This window comes from Streptomyces nymphaeiformis (assembly GCF_014203895.1).
Classification (GTDB): Bacteria; Actinomycetota; Actinomycetes; order Streptomycetales; family Streptomycetaceae; genus Streptomyces; species Streptomyces nymphaeiformis.
In genome coordinates, this window is record NZ_JACHJY010000007.1 from 455013 (window position 1) to 471736 (window position 16724).

At 68.5% G+C, this 16724-nt stretch carries 14 protein-coding genes and 1 pseudogene; 7 read left to right on the top strand and 8 right to left on the bottom strand.

Annotated elements, in window-relative coordinates:
- Positions 1 to 63 precede the first annotated feature (63 nt).
- From GGE06_RS25545 to GGE06_RS25555, 3 genes and pseudogenes are all read right to left on the bottom strand, one after another.
- Positions 64 to 2316, bottom strand: coding sequence for an AbiJ-related protein (locus GGE06_RS25545; RefSeq protein ID WP_184931866.1), 2253 nt, complete (start codon positions 2314 to 2316; stop codon positions 64 to 66).
- A 564-nt stretch (positions 2317 to 2880) separates the two neighbouring features.
- Positions 2881 to 3055 (bottom strand): annotated as a pseudogene (locus GGE06_RS25550) (transposase); the annotation flags it as partial.
- Positions 3056 to 3167: 112 nt separating this feature from the next.
- Positions 3168 to 3860: a hypothetical protein gene (locus tag GGE06_RS25555; RefSeq protein ID WP_184931867.1), complete on the bottom strand. Its 693-nt coding sequence runs from the start codon at positions 3858 to 3860 to the stop codon at positions 3168 to 3170.
- Between the two features lie 33 nt (positions 3861 to 3893).
- Between GGE06_RS25555 and GGE06_RS25560 the strand changes: the two genes are divergently transcribed.
- Complete coding sequence (locus GGE06_RS25560; protein ID WP_184931868.1) at positions 3894 to 4649, top strand: transposase family protein; 756 nt, start codon at positions 3894 to 3896, stop codon at positions 4647 to 4649.
- Here the strand turns inward: GGE06_RS25560 and GGE06_RS25565 are convergent.
- Positions 4641 to 5357 (bottom strand): hypothetical protein, encoded by a 717-nt coding sequence (locus GGE06_RS25565; RefSeq protein WP_184931869.1) that lies wholly within the window; start codon positions 5355 to 5357, stop codon positions 4641 to 4643. The genes GGE06_RS25560 and GGE06_RS25565 overlap by 9 nt on opposite strands.
- Positions 5358 to 5627: 270 nt before the next feature.
- On the opposite strand from GGE06_RS25565, the gene GGE06_RS25570 reads away from it, so the two are divergent.
- The 4 genes from GGE06_RS25570 (at position 5628) to GGE06_RS25585 (ending at position 8648) form a co-directional block, all read left to right on the top strand.
- Complete coding sequence (locus GGE06_RS25570; protein WP_184931870.1) at positions 5628 to 6272, top strand: hypothetical protein; 645 nt, start codon at positions 5628 to 5630, stop codon at positions 6270 to 6272.
- 23 nt (positions 6273 to 6295) lie between these two features.
- Complete coding sequence (locus GGE06_RS25575) at positions 6296 to 6832, top strand: flavodoxin domain-containing protein (RefSeq protein WP_221518487.1); 537 nt, start codon at positions 6296 to 6298, stop codon at positions 6830 to 6832.
- Positions 6833 to 7268: 436 nt separating this feature from the next.
- Positions 7269 to 7895, top strand: coding sequence for a CBS domain-containing protein (locus GGE06_RS25580; protein WP_184931872.1), 627 nt, complete (start codon positions 7269 to 7271; stop codon positions 7893 to 7895).
- Positions 7896 to 7958: 63 nt separating this feature from the next.
- A complete protein-coding gene (locus GGE06_RS25585; protein ID WP_184931873.1) occupies positions 7959 to 8648 on the top strand; it encodes a response regulator in 690 nt (229 codons plus the stop codon).
- 1 nt (position 8649) lies between these two features.
- Here the strand turns inward: GGE06_RS25585 and GGE06_RS25590 are convergent, their stop codons facing one another.
- The 4 genes from GGE06_RS25590 to GGE06_RS25605 are packed head-to-tail and all read right to left on the bottom strand — an operon-like array spanning position 8650 to position 14868.
- On the bottom strand, positions 8650 to 10410 hold the full coding sequence (locus tag GGE06_RS25590; RefSeq protein WP_376773587.1) for a sensor histidine kinase: 1761 nt from the start codon (positions 10408 to 10410) through the stop codon (positions 8650 to 8652).
- Positions 10411 to 10434: 24 nt separating this feature from the next.
- Positions 10435 to 13056, bottom strand: a complete 2622-nt coding sequence (locus GGE06_RS25595; protein ID WP_184931874.1) for a cation-translocating P-type ATPase — start codon at positions 13054 to 13056, stop codon at positions 10435 to 10437.
- Between the two features lie 7 nt (positions 13057 to 13063).
- Complete coding sequence (locus GGE06_RS25600; protein ID WP_184931875.1) at positions 13064 to 13924, bottom strand: universal stress protein; 861 nt, start codon at positions 13922 to 13924, stop codon at positions 13064 to 13066.
- Positions 13921 to 14868 (bottom strand): universal stress protein, encoded by a 948-nt coding sequence (locus GGE06_RS25605; protein WP_246532739.1) that lies wholly within the window; start codon positions 14866 to 14868, stop codon positions 13921 to 13923. The genes GGE06_RS25600 and GGE06_RS25605 overlap by 4 nt, the downstream gene beginning before the upstream one ends.
- A gap of 203 nt (positions 14869 to 15071) precedes the next feature.
- Here GGE06_RS25605 and GGE06_RS25610 point away from each other — a divergent pair, with 203 nt between their 5' ends.
- Both GGE06_RS25610 and GGE06_RS25615 read left to right on the top strand, forming a co-directional pair.
- Entirely contained in the window at positions 15072 to 15695 is a 624-nt protein-coding gene (locus GGE06_RS25610) for a CBS domain-containing protein (protein ID WP_184931876.1), read from the top strand.
- 22 nt (positions 15696 to 15717) lie between these two features.
- Positions 15718 to 16707 (top strand): Acg family FMN-binding oxidoreductase, encoded by a 990-nt coding sequence (locus GGE06_RS25615; protein WP_312883293.1) that lies wholly within the window; start codon positions 15718 to 15720, stop codon positions 16705 to 16707.
- The last annotated feature ends 17 nt before the right edge of the window (positions 16708 to 16724 follow it).

Below are 16724 nucleotides of genomic sequence, written 5' to 3' on the forward strand. Positions count from 1 at the left end.
CCTGCCTCGTCACCGCACCCGCTGACCAGCCCATTTCACCCTTCAGTACAGGATGAAAGAGGCTCAGTAAGTCGGGCGGGGCCCGACGGCCGCACGAATGGCCTCGCGAATCCGAAGATCGACCATTCTGTCCTGCGCCAAGCCGGAGAAGTGCCGTGCAGAACGAGGGTGATCACGCAGCACTGCGGCTACGAGTTGCGCCGCCTGGCCCGACAAAGAGCGGAGCCAGGGCGCGATCCGGTCCTGGGCACTCCATTGGTCCCACGCAGCGTCCCAGGTGCACATCGTACGGGTGGACTCGTCGAGGACATCCCAGTCCTCCTTGGCTGCAGCGAAGTTCGCAATGGTGTGAAGCCAAACAGCGGCGCGGGCAGCCTCGGCGAACTGGACACGCCCTGTTCCTCGGCCACCGGCGTGGTTGGCCAGAGCCTTGAAGACGCGTTCGCTCCCCTGAGGGTTACGGGACAGCCAAGGCCCCACCTCTTCGGCAGGAAGACCCGTCAGAGCACGTACGTACAGCTCGTAGTTTTCAGGATGGTCTGCGATCAGTTCGAGCAGGGAAGCCACGGCTGCCGGATCACCGGCACGCGTCCGCTCCCATAGCCGCTTCGCTTGTTCGGTCGGAGGTTCCGCTGGTTCAGTGAGTTCGCGGTTGATCAGGTCGCGGAGGTCCTTGATGCTCTGCGACCGCTGTTCAGGATCGGGATGGGTAGCAATGCGGGTGACGTTCCTCCACGGTCCTGGGGTAGGCAGGAGCGGCACATTCATCTGCGGATACTTGCCTGTCAGCGCCCACGCGATGACGCGTCCGATGCCGTAGATGTCGGCGGCCGGCGTGGCTTCGTGTGCGTCAATGAAGAGTTCAGGTGCCGCGAAGCCCTCCGTCCCGATCTCGAAACGAGTCCGCCCGACCTTGGTGGTCTGGCCTCTCGGCCGGCGGACGATTCCCCAGTCCCCAAGAGTCCATCGGCTCTCCAGTAGAAGGATGTTGGACGGTTTGACGTCGCGGTGGAGCCAGTCGTGCGCGTGAGCGAGTTCCAGCACGTCCATCAGCGCCTCGACCAGGACGCGCAGCTGTGCTGGGTCCTTGAGGTCGTCGCGTCTGTCCTCCGCGGTCGCCTGTGCCATAGGCATGACGAGCCACCCGTCATCCGGGTTGGAGTCGAGGATGGGCATGTAGTGGGGGTGCCGGCCAAGCAATTGAGAGATCTCGATCTCTCGTTTCATCCGCGCGGTCGGCGTGTCCCTTTGCGAACTGCGGCGCTTGAAAGCGACCTCGGCCTCGGTCGGCTTGTGAACGGCCCGGAAGACTTGGGCCTGTCCACCCTCCTCCATGGGGAGTCGATCGAGACGGTAGTCCTTCCGGTCGCCGCGGGCTTGAGCGCGCACCAGGTCATACAGGTTTACGGCACCGTCCTTGGCCGCAGATGCACGGTGGGATGCCAGCGGGAAAGGGTCTGAGATCACGGGTCGGGCCCGAACTGGAACGCGGCGCCCGCCGTAGATGGTGTAGCCGCTGATGGAGTCGACGGGTACGAGTGCATAACCGTCGCGGGTTAGCAGGGTGTTAAAGATTTCCAGCAACTTGCGCAGCTCTTCTGCGTCAGTGCGCACGACAGGGTGGAGCATTTCGGCGAGGAAACGCAGGAGGACCGCGTCCGGGCCGCGATTCAATCCGAACCGATCATCAGTGAAGACCCAGTCGTCCTCCCAGTCATAGTTGTTGACGCGGTGCTGGTAGATGTCCCCTTCGGCGGTTGTGAAGCGAGGATCGTAGCTTGCGAACGCGTCCAGATCGAAGATTCGCTTGAGGAAGTCTGGCTCTTCCATCCTGCCGGACCAGTCGACGTTCTGCAGACGAAGGGTGTCGAAAAGCCGCATGCGGGTGACTTCGGTGATGCGAGCCCGTTTGCCCTCACCCGTGCGCACATCGTCCGGTCGGAGGAGTGCCAGCGGCTGCCCCGCCTCCAGCGCCTGCCGCCAGTTCACGTCTGGATCGCGGAGTGCCGGCTTGACCAGAATCCGGTCGACGTCTGGGCGACCGTTTTGACCGGCTACTTCGGCGACCGTCGGCAGTAGGTGGTCCAGTACCTCGTCGTCAAAGCTGGGGACGTCCACGACGTCGATGTAGAAGACCGCGGCCCAGTAGTAGTCGTGCCAGTTAGTGGACGTCCTATACCCGTCCTCCGTCTGCTCGAATTCCAGCCTCTCCACCGCGCGGAGCAACTCCGTCGCACCAACATCAGAGCGAGCAGAGAAGATCGCTGCAGCCTGCGCCAAGACGCGCTCCCCGATCTGCTCCTGTCCACGATCCATGTTCCGTCGCCCCTCTCACGCACACAGCCGGACACGACCCGCGTCCACGGCAGCAGTGCCTGGCAGCACCGGCGCGGCCAACTGGCGCCCTCCCCTGCAACAACTCCTCCACTCAACGCGGAGGGACAGCCAGCTTAGACGTCGTTTCAGTCGGCGAGGCGGCGGTGGACTGCGGCTTCCCTCCGGCCCTGGATGAGCTACGGTCTCCCGCTCGGGGGCCAACAGGCAGTGGCGCTATGACCCCCTATCTCCTCCTCGCCAGCGACATCGCACCGTCACGATCGAGGTCGACAGCCCCCTGCAACAGCTGCCCGCCGAGTACCACACCGCTGGGCCACTCGTAGGCCGCATAGTGACCGCTCCTGCCCTCCACGCCCGGTCTGGGTCCGGCGAGTGTCCCGTGCCGGTAGCCATGCCCCCGCACCGCCCCACCACTCACACCGACCCACGGCTGATCGTCCTAGATGACCTGTCCGATGCATGGGTCATGGGCTTCCGATTCCACTGCCTGCAACGGCCCAACCCTGCTCAGGCAGAGTCACGCGTTGGGCTCACCCGCTCAGCGCCAGGCTTCCGCTGCCGCCAGGTGCAGCCTGTCGTGGCCACGAAGATGAATCGCGGCCGGCACTGCGCGGTCCTCGTACCGGCATCGGCCGCCACCCTGCGGTCGTTCCGGAGCGGGCGGGACCACCCGCTGGAACACCTCCCACAGCTCGTCCGGCACCAAGCGCTCGATCATCACCACGCAGCGCAGGCCACTCAACCCGCCAAATGAGACGACATCTTAACCAGCCGTCTCGTTGCGGAAGTAACTGTGGCACGGTACTTCACGGTGAGGGTGGCTATGCCAATCACTCCAGGTCTCGTTCTGTCCGCTGCGGGGTGCCCTGGCGAACGTTCATGTCCGCCCCTAGCCGGGCGATAACGTTCGATTCGACATAGGGGTGTTGGCCTTGGTGGTAGTCGTCTCGTAGCTGCATTCGCTCGTACCAGTGCCACACAATCAGCTCAAGGTTGTGCTCCACCAGGAATTTCTGCAGGAAGGGCTTCCTCACCAAAAGCGCCCGACTCGAATCCTCAGGTTCCTCGTAGTAGGTGAACATGGGTGCGCCGGCAGTATCGAGCCAGCTCGGGCCTCGCATATCGAAAGTCAGTCCCGCGGCCTGCTGGATGAAGGTCGAGGGCAGGACGGCGGTTGCGGACTCGCCGATGGAGCAGTCAAGGATGCTGCCCTCCCAGGTGTACTGCTCGATGGTGGGTACGGCCTCCACGACTTTCCCGCCGATCGATACCGAGCGAAGGGCGTCGTGCCGGTGCGGGCAGCTCGGCCCCACCCGCCCTACTTCGCCTACATAGCAGCAGTCGGTGTGACCGTTGGAGTCGACGAGATCGCGGGGGTCGTGACGTGATTCATCTCGCAAGGCGTTCAAGAGGGTGCTGGCAGCATCCGCCTTGATGAGCAGTGAGCCTTTTTCAACCTGGCGGTAATGGCCACGAGTTGGACGCTCCTGCGCAACGACGAAGCTCCTGGTAGACGGTGTCACGACCAAGATCCACCGTGCTGCCAGGAGCCTCGCGTGCTTGTCTACCCGTCGTCGATCGACCTGTCCAGTCGCACCCTGCGATATCTGGCCGCACATCTCACCTCCCGGCGGCAGGAGATCGGCACGCGGTGGCGACGACTGGCACCAGAGCGCCAAGCCCTGCTCGCCCTCGCCCACCTGCGGTGTGGTGACACCTACACCCAGCTCGCCGCCGGGTTCGGTATCGGGATCGCGACCGCCTTCCGCTCCATACGCGAGGCCGTCGACGTACTGGCCGCCCTCGCCCCATCCCTGGCCGAGGCGATGAAGACGATCCAGATGAAGGCGTTCATGATTCTGGACGGCACCCTGCTGCCGATCGACCGGATCGCCGCCGACACCCCGTACTACTCCGGGAAACACAAACGCCACGGCATGAACGTCCAGGTCCTCACCGACCCGTTCGGACGCCTGCTCTGGGCCTCGCCGGCTCTGCCCGGATCGACTCACGACCTGACCGCCGCACGCCACCATGGGATCACCGAAGCCCTCGCTGAGGCGGACCTCAAATGCTGGGCGGACAAGGCGTACCAGGGAGCTGGCGGGCCTGTCCGGGTACCCTTTCGCGGCCGTCGCCTCAAGCGATGGAAGCGTCGTCACAACACCACCCACGCCAAGATCCGCTGCCTCGGCGAACGCGCCATGGCCACCCTCAAGGGGTGGCGCCTCCTCCGGAAGCTCCGCTGCAGCACGAACCGGATCACGGACGTGGTGAAGGCGGTCGTCGTCCTTCACCACGCCTCAACGTGAGGTTGGAAAAGGCTCCTTGTGAGCGATTTCCCGAGCAACAACGTCCGCGTTGAAGAACTGGCGTTTAGCGGAGTCGAGTTCGACATGGCCGGCCTCCTTCATCTGCATGATGAAGAGCGCCGACTCCAGCACGCTTGCCCGGTGGTCGTCCACCTCGACGAGGTCCCGCGGCTCCTCCGCCGACGGCTCGCCGCGGTACACCTCGAAGTAGCCACGGCGGACATCGTCGGCCTCCGGCGTACGGAGCAGCTTCGTGAGCCGCATTTCGTCCCACAGGTCGATCACAAGGTTGTGCGCTCGCTCCTGACGCTTCTTCCAGCCGTCCCACCAGGCCGTGGTGGGACCGTCCATGCTGGACGGAATGCACAGGATCCACATCTTGACCGTGTGGTCGTTCTTCGCCGCCGTGTCGAGAACTGACTTCAGGGAGTCGCGGATCTGTTGCTGGTTGCCCTTCTCCGTTACAGGCCAGAAGTACTTGGACTGCCAGACGGTGATTTCACCGCCGAGGTCACCAGCGAACGCATCGACGCCCCAGTCGCCCGGATTCGCTGCGATCATCCGAACGCCAGGTGTAGTGGATCCGGCCAGCTCACTGATCATCTTCTCGAAGTCATCGCGGGCGCCGCCGAGCCCCCCGCCGCGGACGATGTGAACAGCGAAGCTGATGGGAGGCACCCCGGCCGCAACCGCGTTAAGTTCCTGCACTGTCCCCCCGCCGCTTGACCGGCTCCCACCCCGAGGCCCTCCGCTAACGCCCGTAACCCAGGGTCAGTGCGACCGTACCCTCAGCTATCCAAAGGATCAAGCCTCGTGCGACAGAAGCAGACCACCGATTGCCAGCAGCGTCGCGCCGTGACCCCGCGACGCCGACCTTCCCATGATCACCTCGGCAGCGGTGCCTCGTCGGACCGTTCGACCCCGGCGCGCGACTGTCCTGTGGGCCAGACTGGTGGTGTCGGATCCGGGGAGGTCTCCATGGATACCCAGCCGAGCGTTACCGCAACAGCCGAGCCTCTCCTGCTCGACGCGGCTCTGCCCGAGTTCCGGTTCTCCCGCCTGGAGTGCGCCGTGATCGCCGCCGCGCCGGACGTCGTGTACCGCGCGGCCCGTGATCTGGACATCCTGTCCATTCACTCGCCGCTGTTCGACGTGGTCACGTGGGCGCGTGGAGTGCCGGACCGAGTGCGCCGTCGGCCCGTGGCCACGCCACCTTCGATGCGGGTGTCCGACCTGTTCGACGCCGCCGCAACCGGTGATCAGGGGGGCCTGGAGGTCCAACCCTGGGTTGCCCTCGGGGAGCGCGCGGGGCGCGAAATCGTCTTCGGGGCGGTCGGCAAGGTGTGGAAGCCCACCATCGAGTGGCGCCGTGTCGAACCTGGTGACTACGCGGGCTTCGAGGAGCCCGGCTGGGCCAAGATGGCCGCCGCCTTCGTCGTCTATCCCTACGGGGCGCGCCGGTCGCTCCCGACCTATGAAGCGCGTACCGCTTGCACCGACCCGGCTTCCACCGCTCGGTTCGGCCGCTACTGGACGCTGGTTTCCCCGGGCGTCGGCATCGTGCTGCGCGGAGCGCTGCGAGCGATCGAAGCGGCAGCGGAAAGCGGAGAAGGAAGCACTTGAGGAGATGAGTCGTGATGCGTGCTGTGATCGTGTACGAGAGTCTGTTCGGCAACACGCGCGAGATCGCTGACGCGATCGGAGAGGGCGTGAAGGAAGCACACCCGGACGCCGAGGTCGAGTGCGTGGCAGTGGTCGACGCCGTCCCGGAGCGCATCGGCCCCACCGACCTGCTGGTCGTCGGCGGGCCGACCCATATACGGGGCATGACCACCGGGATGAGCCGGAAGATGGGGCTGAAGGCCGAGAGGCAAGAAGCTGAGAAGGGGGAGCGTCCCTTCACTCCCGAGGAGGGCGCCGAGGGCCCTGGGGTCCGCGACTGGTTCCACGACACGCTCCCTAAGGCCCACACCGGCACCCATGCCGCCGCGGCCTTCGACACTCGGGCGGACATGCGGCTGGCCGGGGCCGCCGCCAGCGGCATCGCGCGTCGGCTGCGCGGCCATGGCTACGAACTCGTCGCGGAACCGGAGGGATTCATCATCGAGGACACCGAAGGGCCGCTCCGCGCAGGCGAACGGGATCGCGCAAGGGCGTGGGGTGCGGCCCTCCAGGTCGCTTGACTGATCCACCTGGAACGCCACTGGCAAGCGTGGGAGTACCAAGGCCCACAGGCGACCGTGGCCGGTGGGCGAAGATCAGGGCCGCGCACATCCTGGTTCGCCGCTCGTCCGCACCGCGGGGGACGAGGCGGGCTCGTCTCGCCTCGCCTCGCACGGGCCGAAGAGGGCCCCAAGGGGGCCATCCGGCCCTCCTGTCCTTCACGGAACGCGGCCAGACTGGAGGAGACACCGATGCGGAGGCCCCGGTGAGCGGCAAGCGACCCGCACGTCGCCGACCCCGTCAGCACCGGCGAACTGTTCGGCTGGTCGTGGCTGTTCGAGCCGTACCGCCGGCAGTGCTCGCCCACCGTCTCCTCTCCGTCCGTGTGCGGCTGCTGGATCTCCACTGCCACGCACGGAAGCGGCCCGTAGATCTTCACCCCTCTGGGAGAACGTGATGCCCGCCTCGCGCTACACCGTCAGCGACGTCATGACCCACACCGCCATCGCCATCGGGCGTGACGCGCCGTACAAGGAGATCGTCGCGCTCATGGACCAGTGGAAGGTGAGCGCCCTGCCCGTTCTGGAGGGGGAGGGACGGGTGATCGGGGTCGTATCGGAGGCCGATCTGCTGCCGAAGGAGGAGTTCCGCACGGACGAGCCCCGCCCGGACGAGTTCGCCGCGGCGTCCAAGGCCGGAGCCGTACGGGCCGGGGAACTCATGTCCAGCCCGGCCGTGACCGTCCATCCCGACGCGACGCTCGCCGAGGCGGCACGAATCATGGCGACGCGCAGGGTGAAGCGCCTGCCCGTGGTCAACGACGTCGGCATGCTGGAGGGCGTGGTCAGCCGGAGCGATCTGCTGAAGGTATTCCTCCGTACGGACGCCGAGATCGAGCAGGACATCCGCCGCTCCGTCCTCGGCGAGCCGGCCGCCACCGTGGGACTGGATGTGACGGTCGCGGACGGTGTCGCCACGGTCCGCGGGCCGCTCGCCGACCGGTCGATGGTGCCGCTGGTCGCCCGCGCCGTGCGGGCCGTGGAGGGCGTCGTCGACGTCCGCATGGATCTCGGTGCCCCTTGAGCCGCTCTATGACGGACAATCCTTGTGGGGGCGGGTACGAACCCACCGACCGCAGGGATCGCCATGAACGATCTGACGACAGCCGATGCACCGACGCGGGTCTTCCTCGTCGACGATCACGAGGTCGTCCGCCGGGGACTGCGCGACCTGATCAACGACGAACCCGACCTTGAAGTGGTCGGTGAGGCGTCGACGGCGGAGCAGGCGCTGGCCCGGGGGCATGCGCTGCGGCCGGACGTGGCGGTCCTCGACGTGAGGCTGCCGGACGGCGACGGGATCTCCGTCTGTCGGGAGCTGCGCTCTCGGATGCCCGAGCTGGCCTGTCTGATGCTGACCTCGTTCGACGATGAGGACGCGCTGCTCGACGCGATCATGGCCGGTGCGGCCGGATACGTCCTCAAGCAGATCAAGGGGTCAGACCTCGTGTCGGCGGTACGGACCGTGGCCACCGGGCAGTCGATGCTGGACCCGGCCACCACCGCGCGGCTGATGCACTCGCTGCGGGACCCCGAGGCGGCGAAGCCGCCGGAGGACGAGCGGCTCGCGGTGTTGTCCGAGCGAGAGCGGTCCGTACTCGAACTGATCGGCGAGGGGCTGACCAATCGGCAGATCGCCAAGCAGCTCTACCTGTCTGAGAAGACCGTCAAGAACCACATCTCACGGCTGCTCGGGAAGCTGGGCGTGGAACGCCGGGTACAGGCCGCCGTCATCGCCGCGCAGGCCCACGAGCACGACGCCACCGAGGAGGCGTAGCTCAATCGCGCTCGGTCGGCAGCGGGATCCGCCACTCGAGCACCGTGCCGCTGTCGCGCTCCGCCCGCGCGCGGACTGACAGGGTGCCGCCCAGCCGCTCGGCCCGTTCGGCCAGGTTCCGCAGCCCACTGCGCCTGCCGCCCTGCGGTATGCCCACGCCGTCGTCGCTCACCGTCACCGCCAGCACGCCCTCGTCGGCAACGACCGACACCTCGGCCCGGCAAGCCCGCGCGTGCCGGGCCACGTTGGTGAGGGCTTCACCGATGACCACGATCACCTGTTCGGCCGCCTCAGAGGGAACGTCCGTGTCGAGGAGGCCCTCCATGCGCAGGGCGGGGGCAAATCCGAGTGTGGTCGCGGCCTCGTCCACCGCCTTGGCCACCCGGCTCCTCAGCTTCGGGGCGGTTCCGGGGGTGTCGTGCTCACGGAGCCCGAAGATGGTCGACCGGATGATCTTGATGGTGGCGTCCAGATCGTCGATCGCCCGTCCCAGCCGGTCCACGGCCTCCGGGTGCTCTACGAACCGCCGGGCGCTCTGCAGCGTCATCCCCGTGGCAAACAGGCGCTGAATCGCCAGATCGTGCAGGTCACGGGCGATCCGGTCGCGGTCCTCCAGGAGGCTCACCTGCTCGGCGTCACGGCGGTGGTCGGCCAGCTCGAGCGCGAGTGCCGCCTGCCCCGCGAATCCGGGGAGAGCAATGATCTCCGCCCCTGTGAACGGAGACCGCCCATGGCGCCGCGCGAGGATCAGCACCCCGTTGAGTCGCTCCTTGGTGCCGACCGTGACGGCTACCGCCGGTCCGAACCCCTTCCACCGTTCGGGCTGGACAGTGATGCGCGGTTCGTTCTCCACGTCCGCCACCGTGACCAGGCCGTCCTTCTGTGTGAGGGCGGCGGCCAGAGTTCCCTCGCTGCTCGGCAGGACGACACCTGCGTGCACGTGGGCTCCCTCGCCGCGGGCGAGCGAGCCCCGCAGCTCGCCGTCGTCCCCCACCAGGTAGAAGACCCCCACGTCGGCACCCGCGATGTCGACGGCCTGCTCCAGCATCCCGTCGAGGACCTCGGTCTCCTCCACGCCGGACAGGAGGGCGCTGGTCAGGTCGGAGCTCGCGGCAAGCCACCGCTGCCGGAGGCGGCCTTCCTCGTACAGGCGGGCGTTCTCGATGGCGATGCCGGCCGCGACGGACAAAGTGGTCACGACGGCCTCGTCCTCGGCGTCGAACTCGACCCCGCCCCGCTTCTCGGTGAGGTAGAGGTTTCCGAAAACCTCGTCGCGGACCCGGATGGGCACGCCGAGGAAGGTATGCATCGGCGGGTGGTGGGGCGGGAACCCGTACGAGGCGGGATGCTCGGACAACTCGGGAAGCCGCAGCGGTTCGGGGTTGCGGATCAGCTCGCCGAGCAGTCCGTGCCCGGAGGGCAGGTCGCCGATCTGCGCCCGCAGGTCGTCCCCGATACCGACGGGGAGGAACTCCGAGAGCTTCCTGTCGTCCCCGATGACGCCCAGAGCGCCGTATTCGGCGTCCACGAGGGTGACGGCTGCCTCCACGATGCCCCTCAGAACCTGAGGCAGGTCGAGTTCCCTGCCTACGGACATGACGGCTTCGAGGAGCCCGTTGAGAAGGTCCCTGGTGCCCCTCACCTCGTCGATGCGCGCCTGGAGCTCGTCGAGCAGCTCGTCGAGTCTCAGCCGTGGGAGTTTGCTGTCCGCCGGCACCGGCCGCTCGTGCTCCATCATCACCTCCGGCCACGTCGAGCGCATGGTCCTCGTCCGACGGGCACTTCTTCACGGTAGTTCCCGTGTCCCCGACGCTCCAGCCGGGTGTGTCCCACGGAAGGCGTTGCGGACGATTCGCGCGGCAAGGAACCCCGCGGGGGCACCAGCCACGGCGATCCCGATGCCCGCCCAGCCGAGCGGTTCGGTCTCCAGGACCGAGCTCAGGAAGGGCACGTAGAGCGCTGCCCCGGCCAGCAGGGCGGAGGCGAGGACGGACAGGGGAAGGAATGGGTTCTTGCGGGTGAACAGCCGGGCGCGGAGTCCCAGGACAACGCCTAGCTGCGCGGCCAGGAGGGCGAGGAAGAGAACGCTCTGCCAAGCCAGGTCCAGCGCCTGAGCACCGAGTCCCGCGCCGAGGGAGGCTGCTGTGACGACAGCGGCCAGGACGAGCAGGCGTTGCCAGGCGCCTCCGCCGAGGATGTGCTGGTCCGGCGGGCGTGGCGGTCGTCGCATCGCTCCCGGGGAGGCTGGTTCCGCGCCCATGGCGACGCCGGTGAGGCCGTGCGTCAGGAGGTTGATCCACAGGATCTGGCCCGCTCGCAGGGGCAGAGGGAGCCCGAGCAGGGGGCCGATCAGCATGACGAGGATCTCGGCCGCGCCGCCGGACATCCCGTAGACGAGGAAGCGGCGGATGTTGTCGTAGACGCGCCGGCCCTCGTCGACGGCCGCCACGACCGTCGAGAGCTCGTCGTCGGTGAGGACGAGGTCGGCGGCCTGCCGCGCGACCTCCGTTCCGCGTGCGCCCATGGCGACGCCGATGTCGGCCCGGTGCAGCGCGGGTCCGTCGTTGACCCCGTCGCCAGTCATGGCGGTCACGGCTCCCCTGGCTCGCCACGCCTCCACGATGTCCAGCTTCTGCTGGGGGTCCGTGCGCGCGAAGACCCGCACCGAGGTGAGGTCGGCAACGCGACCGGCCGCCACGTCCGCCCCCGTGACGACGTGGGCTTCCGTCTCCCCGCCGTCGCCCAGAAGGGCGACGTGGGACGCCACCGACCGAGCCGTCGCCGGATGGTCCCCGGTGATAAGGACCGGGGTGATGCCAGCGGCCCGGCAGGAAGCGAGGGTCGCTGCGGCATGCGGCTTGGGCGGGTCGCTGAGCGCGACGAGGCCGAGAAGCGCGAGCCCCGACTCCGCCTCGGTGACCGGGCTCGGGATGTCGTTCCGCACGCCCGATGCCACAGCAAGCACGCGATACCCCTGGGCAGCCAGGCTTGCGGCCTCCTGGCGGGCCGCCGTGAGCGCCTCCGGAGCGTCGCGCAGAACAGCCGGGTCGAGGACAGCCTCGGGAGCGCCCTTCAGACAGACCAGCACCCGGCCCTCCCCGGTCGCGTGCAGCGTGGTCATGCGTCTGCGCAGGCTGTCGAAGGGTGCTTCTCCGAGCCGGGGACGGGTCATCGCCAGTTCTGCGGAATCCGGGCAGCCCGCCTTGGCCGCGGCCGTCAGCAGGGCGGCTTCCATGGGGTCGCCCAGGGCCGTCCAGCGGCCGTCGGGCGCTGCGGGGGCGGGCGGGCGCAGCGTGGCGTCGTTGCACAGGGCGGTCACGGTCAGGAGCTCCGTCAGGGGTTCGAGCTCGTCCGCTTCCGCGGGCCGCCCGGCGACCAGGACCTCGCCCACAGGTTCGTACCCCACGCCCGAGAGCTCGGCGCTCACCCGCGGTGTCCAGACGTGCTGGACGACCATGCGGCCCTCGGTCAGGGTGCCGGTCTTGTCGGTGGCGAGGACGGATACGGAGCCGAGCGTCTCCACCGCGGGAAGCCGCCGCACGAGGGCGTGCCGGGCGACCATGCGCCGGGCCCCGAGTGCGAGTGCCAGGGTGACGACGGCAGGAAGGGACTCGGGGACCGCCGCCACGGCCAGACTGATGGCGGTGACCGCCATCGTGCCGAGCGGGAGCCCCCGCACCAGACCGAGGGCGAAGACCAGGACGCACAGGGCGAGCGTCACGGCCGCGAGGACGCGCCCGAGGGCGGCCAGGCGACGCTGCAGCGGGGTCGGCTCGCGACGTTCGTCGAGAAGAGCCGCGATGCGGCCGAGTGCGCTGCCGGCACCGGTCGCCGTGACCACGGCCACGCCCCGACCACGCACGACGACCGTGCCCGCGCTCAGCGTCGCACCGGCGTCCTTGTCGACGGGCACGGACTCCCCGGTGAGCATGGACTCGTCCACGAGTACCGCGGATGCCTCGGGGAGCTCGGCGTCGGCGGCGACGATGTCGCCCTCACCGACCAGGAGGACGTCACCAGGGACGACCGCCGCCGCCGGGAGGTCGCAGACGGCGCCGTCGCGCCGCACGCGCGCGTGCGGGGCGGTGAGGGCAGAGAGTGCGGCGACAGCGTTGTCGGCACGGATCTCCTGCGCCACCCCGACGGTCGTGTTCACGAGTACGACCAGCCCGATGACGATCGCGTCAGGATGGTCACCGATCGCGAGGGTCAGCACGACGGCCCCGAGGAGCACCATGATCAGCGGGTCCGTCAGTTGGGCCAGAACCCGCTTGTGGAGCGGTACGGGCTTTCTCGCGGCCACCTCGTTGGGACCTGTGTCGGCGAGCCGTCGGGCGGCTTCCTCCTGGGTGAGTCCCGTTGTCTCCCGTACCGGCGCAGGGGCCCGGTGCGGAGCCGACGCCGTCATGGCGCGCTCACCTGGCAGGGACGGTGATCACCGGGCAGTGGGCCCGGTGCAGCAGCCCGTGGGCGACGGAGCCGACGCGCATCCCGGTGTATCCGCCGCGGCCTCGACGGCCGATGACGACGGCAAGGGCGTGCTCGGCGGCGTTCGCGAGCGTCTCTACGGGGGAGCCGATGGGAACCTCGTGGGTGAGCCGGACGTCGGGATACTTCTCCGCCCAGCCCGCGGTGGTTTCCGAGAGCAGCCGCCGCTCGGCGTGGAACAGCGTGTCGGAGCTGTGCAGGGAGAAGACGGGGGGCTGCCAGACGGCGATGGCACGCAGTGCGCAGCGCCGGAGGTCGGCTTCCTCAAAGGCCCAGGCCAGGGCTGCTCGGGAGGACTCGCTGCCGTCGACGCCGACCACGAGGTAGGGCATCTCCTGCGTGACGTGTTCGGCGTCGCCGACGACGACCACTGGGCAGTCCGCTTTCGCGGTGACCGGGACGACCAGGGAACCGGCGCTCAGGTACTCCTCGGTGCGGCTGAGGTGCCGGGATCCCAGCACGATCATGCCTGCGTCGTGTGACAGTCCGGCCAGGACCTCTGCTGGGAACCCGTCGAGAAGGGAGGAAGCAGCCTCGACACCCGGCTGCCGGGCGTTCGCCCAGGCGAGCGCTGTATGCAGAGCTTCTGTTCCCACCTGCCGCTGTGCAAGGTGACGGGGGGTGTCGTCGACGTGTTGGGTGTCGTGGTGCGGTGGTACCGCGACCACCAGGCGCAGTCCCCGTTCTCGCCGGTGAGCCTCGTCCGCGGCCCAGGCAAGGGCCATGTGCCAGTTCTTGATCGGGTCGATACCGACGACGATGCTGCCGCGATCCGTGGTGCTGGTCATGACGTGCTCCCATGTCCGGGTCCTTGCCGAGGGATGAGCTCCACGGGGCAGTGGGCGTGCTGCAGCAGGGTCAGCGTGATCCGGCCGAGCGTCGGTCCGAGGTAGCCGGGCGATCGTCGACCGCCGACGACCAGAAGGTCGGCGTGGTGCGACGCGTCGACGAGAGCTCCGGGAACGCTGTGGCTCTTCTGGCCGTCGGCCTGCACGGTCAGATTCGGGAACTCCTCCCGGAGCTGGTCCGAGACCGAGGACAGTACGTGTACGTGATCGCGGGCGCTCCCGTTGCCACCGTTGCGCAGCGCGGCACGTGAGCCGACCGACAGCCCCACATTCCAGATATGCAGGAGCCGCAGAGGCACCTTTCGCAGCAGGGCTTCGCCGGCCGCCGCACGGCCACAGCCCACGTCGGCCTCGTTCCGGACCGCCGCAAGAACCGCTCCGGCCTCGACGGGCTCTGCGGCCCGGCGCACCACGACCACGGGCGTGGTGGCTTCAGCCGCGACCTCAAGACCGACCGATCCGAGCAACAGCGAAGAGAATCCGCCGAGACCCCGGTGTCCGACGACGATCGTGCCGGTCAGGGCCGCGGCTCGGCGCAGGCTGCCGGGGGCTGCGCCATCAGTGAGTTCCTTGACGACGGCCAGCTTGGGGTGGCGCTCCGTGATCGCCTCTGCGGTACGGTCGAGCAGCTCACGCCCTGCTTGCCGGCTCCTGGCGATCTCCGCCTCGGACAGGAACGGGACCGGTGTGTCCGTGTCCACCGCGTGAACAAGACAGAGAGTGCTGCCCCGCAGCGCCGACTCCGCTGCCGCCCACATCACCGCCGCGTCTGCGGACGGTGATCCGTCCACACCGACGACGACCCTGCCGAGGCCGGAACGGGCTGTGGTTCCGTTCATGGCTTCTCCTCCCAGGGGCCGAGAGACCTCCTTCCACTCTGGCAACTGGGCTCGGGAGGCTGGAGGGCCGCTGGGGGCAATGACGGGACCAATAGTCCCCGCCCTCGGCCGGGCGGGGCGCGACCGCTGCAATGACGAGCCCGTTCGGTCCTGAGGGTGGACCGTTCGGCCCTCGCGGGCCCCGCGCGCGCGTCGGAGGGTGGTGGCGTAGGAAGCACCGTCCGGACCCTCGAACGGGAGGCGCGGTGATGAAGCAGATGAAGGTCGGCGGTCTGATGACCGACAACGTGCTCTCCGCCGTCCCTGCGACGTCGTTCAGGGAAGTGGCCAAGATGCTCGCCGAGCACGACATCAGCGGGGTCCCCGTCGTGGACGACGACGACCATGTCGTCGGAGTCGTCTCCGAGAGCGACCTCCTGGCCCGCCACGAGCTGACCGCGCGGGACCTGATGACCACGCCGGCCGTCACCGTTCACGCCGAGGAGACGGTTGCGGACGCGGCACGGCTGATGGTGCGCCGCGGAGTCGAGCGCCTTCCCGTCGTCGACGAAGAAGAACGACTGGTGGGCATCGTGACCCGCCGCGATCTGCTCTGTGTCTACCTCCGCCCGGATGCGGAGATACGGCGCCGCATCCGTGAGGACGTCCTCTCGGATGTCATGGAGCTGCCCGCGGACGCGGTGGACGTGCACGTCCTCGACGGCGTGGTGACGCTGGGCGGCCGCCTCCGGCGGCGGAGTCAGGCCCTGATGCTCGTCGGACTCGCCGAGCGCGTGGACGGCGTCGTCGCCGTCGTGGACCGGCTCTCCTTCCACGAAGACGACACACCTCTCACCCACCCCACCCGGACTCCCCACGACATCTCTTGGTGAGTCACCGCAGACAGGACGAACCGTGTCCACCACCGCCCTGACCCGACCACTCGTGACGTCGCTGATCGAAGACGCCGTCACGGCTCCCTCGATGCACAACGCACAGCCCTGGAAGTTCGTCCACAAGACCGGCACCGGAGTCATCGAACTGCACGGGGATCCGCTGCGCGCCCTGCCGCGCGAGGACCCGGACCACCGCGCCCTCCACCTCGGCTGCGGCGCCGCCCTGTTCAACCTGCGCGTCGCCGCCGCGCACCGGGGCCTGCGTCCCGTGGTCCGGCTACTCCCCTCTCCCGATGACCCGTGGCATCTCGCCGACGTGCGCCTCGACAGTCCCGACGACGCCGACAGCGAACTGGTCGTACTGCATGCCGCGGTGTCGCGTCGGCACACCAGTCGCTTCCCCTTCACCGAGGAGCAGATCCCCTCCGAGGTGATCGACGGGCTGCGGGGCGCAGCTCTGCTGGAGGGCTGTCGGCTCGTCGTCCCCGGGGCCTGGCACACCGACACCGTCATGGATCTCGTCCACGTCTCCGAGCTGTTCGAGGCGGCGGACGAGGCAGTGCGCGCGGAGATCGCCGCCTGGACGCGCACAGGTGCTGCCGGGGAAGGACCCGGCACCGAAGGCATCCCGGCGTACGCCTTCGGCCCGAGGCAGTACGACGTGACCTCCCCCGTCAGGGACTTCGGCGCTCCCCGCCGGGTGCCCGGCCGGGTCTCGGCACGCTTCGAGAAGAGGCCGCAGATCGCACTGCTCGGTACGGTCGGCGACACCCGGGAGGAATGGCTGAAGGCCGGCCAGGCCATGCAAAGGGTTCTGCTGCAGGCCACCCTCGACGGCCTCTCCACCTCCCTCATGTCCCAGCCGCTGGAGTGGCCGGAGCTCCGTGCCGACGCCCGCGATCCCGGCTCGACGATCGGCTTCGTCCATATGGTGTTCCGCCTGGGCTACGGGCCCCACGGTCGGGCCACGCCACGCCGTCCGGTCTCCGAGGTGCTCACCTTCGACTGAACCGCTTCTCACGGACA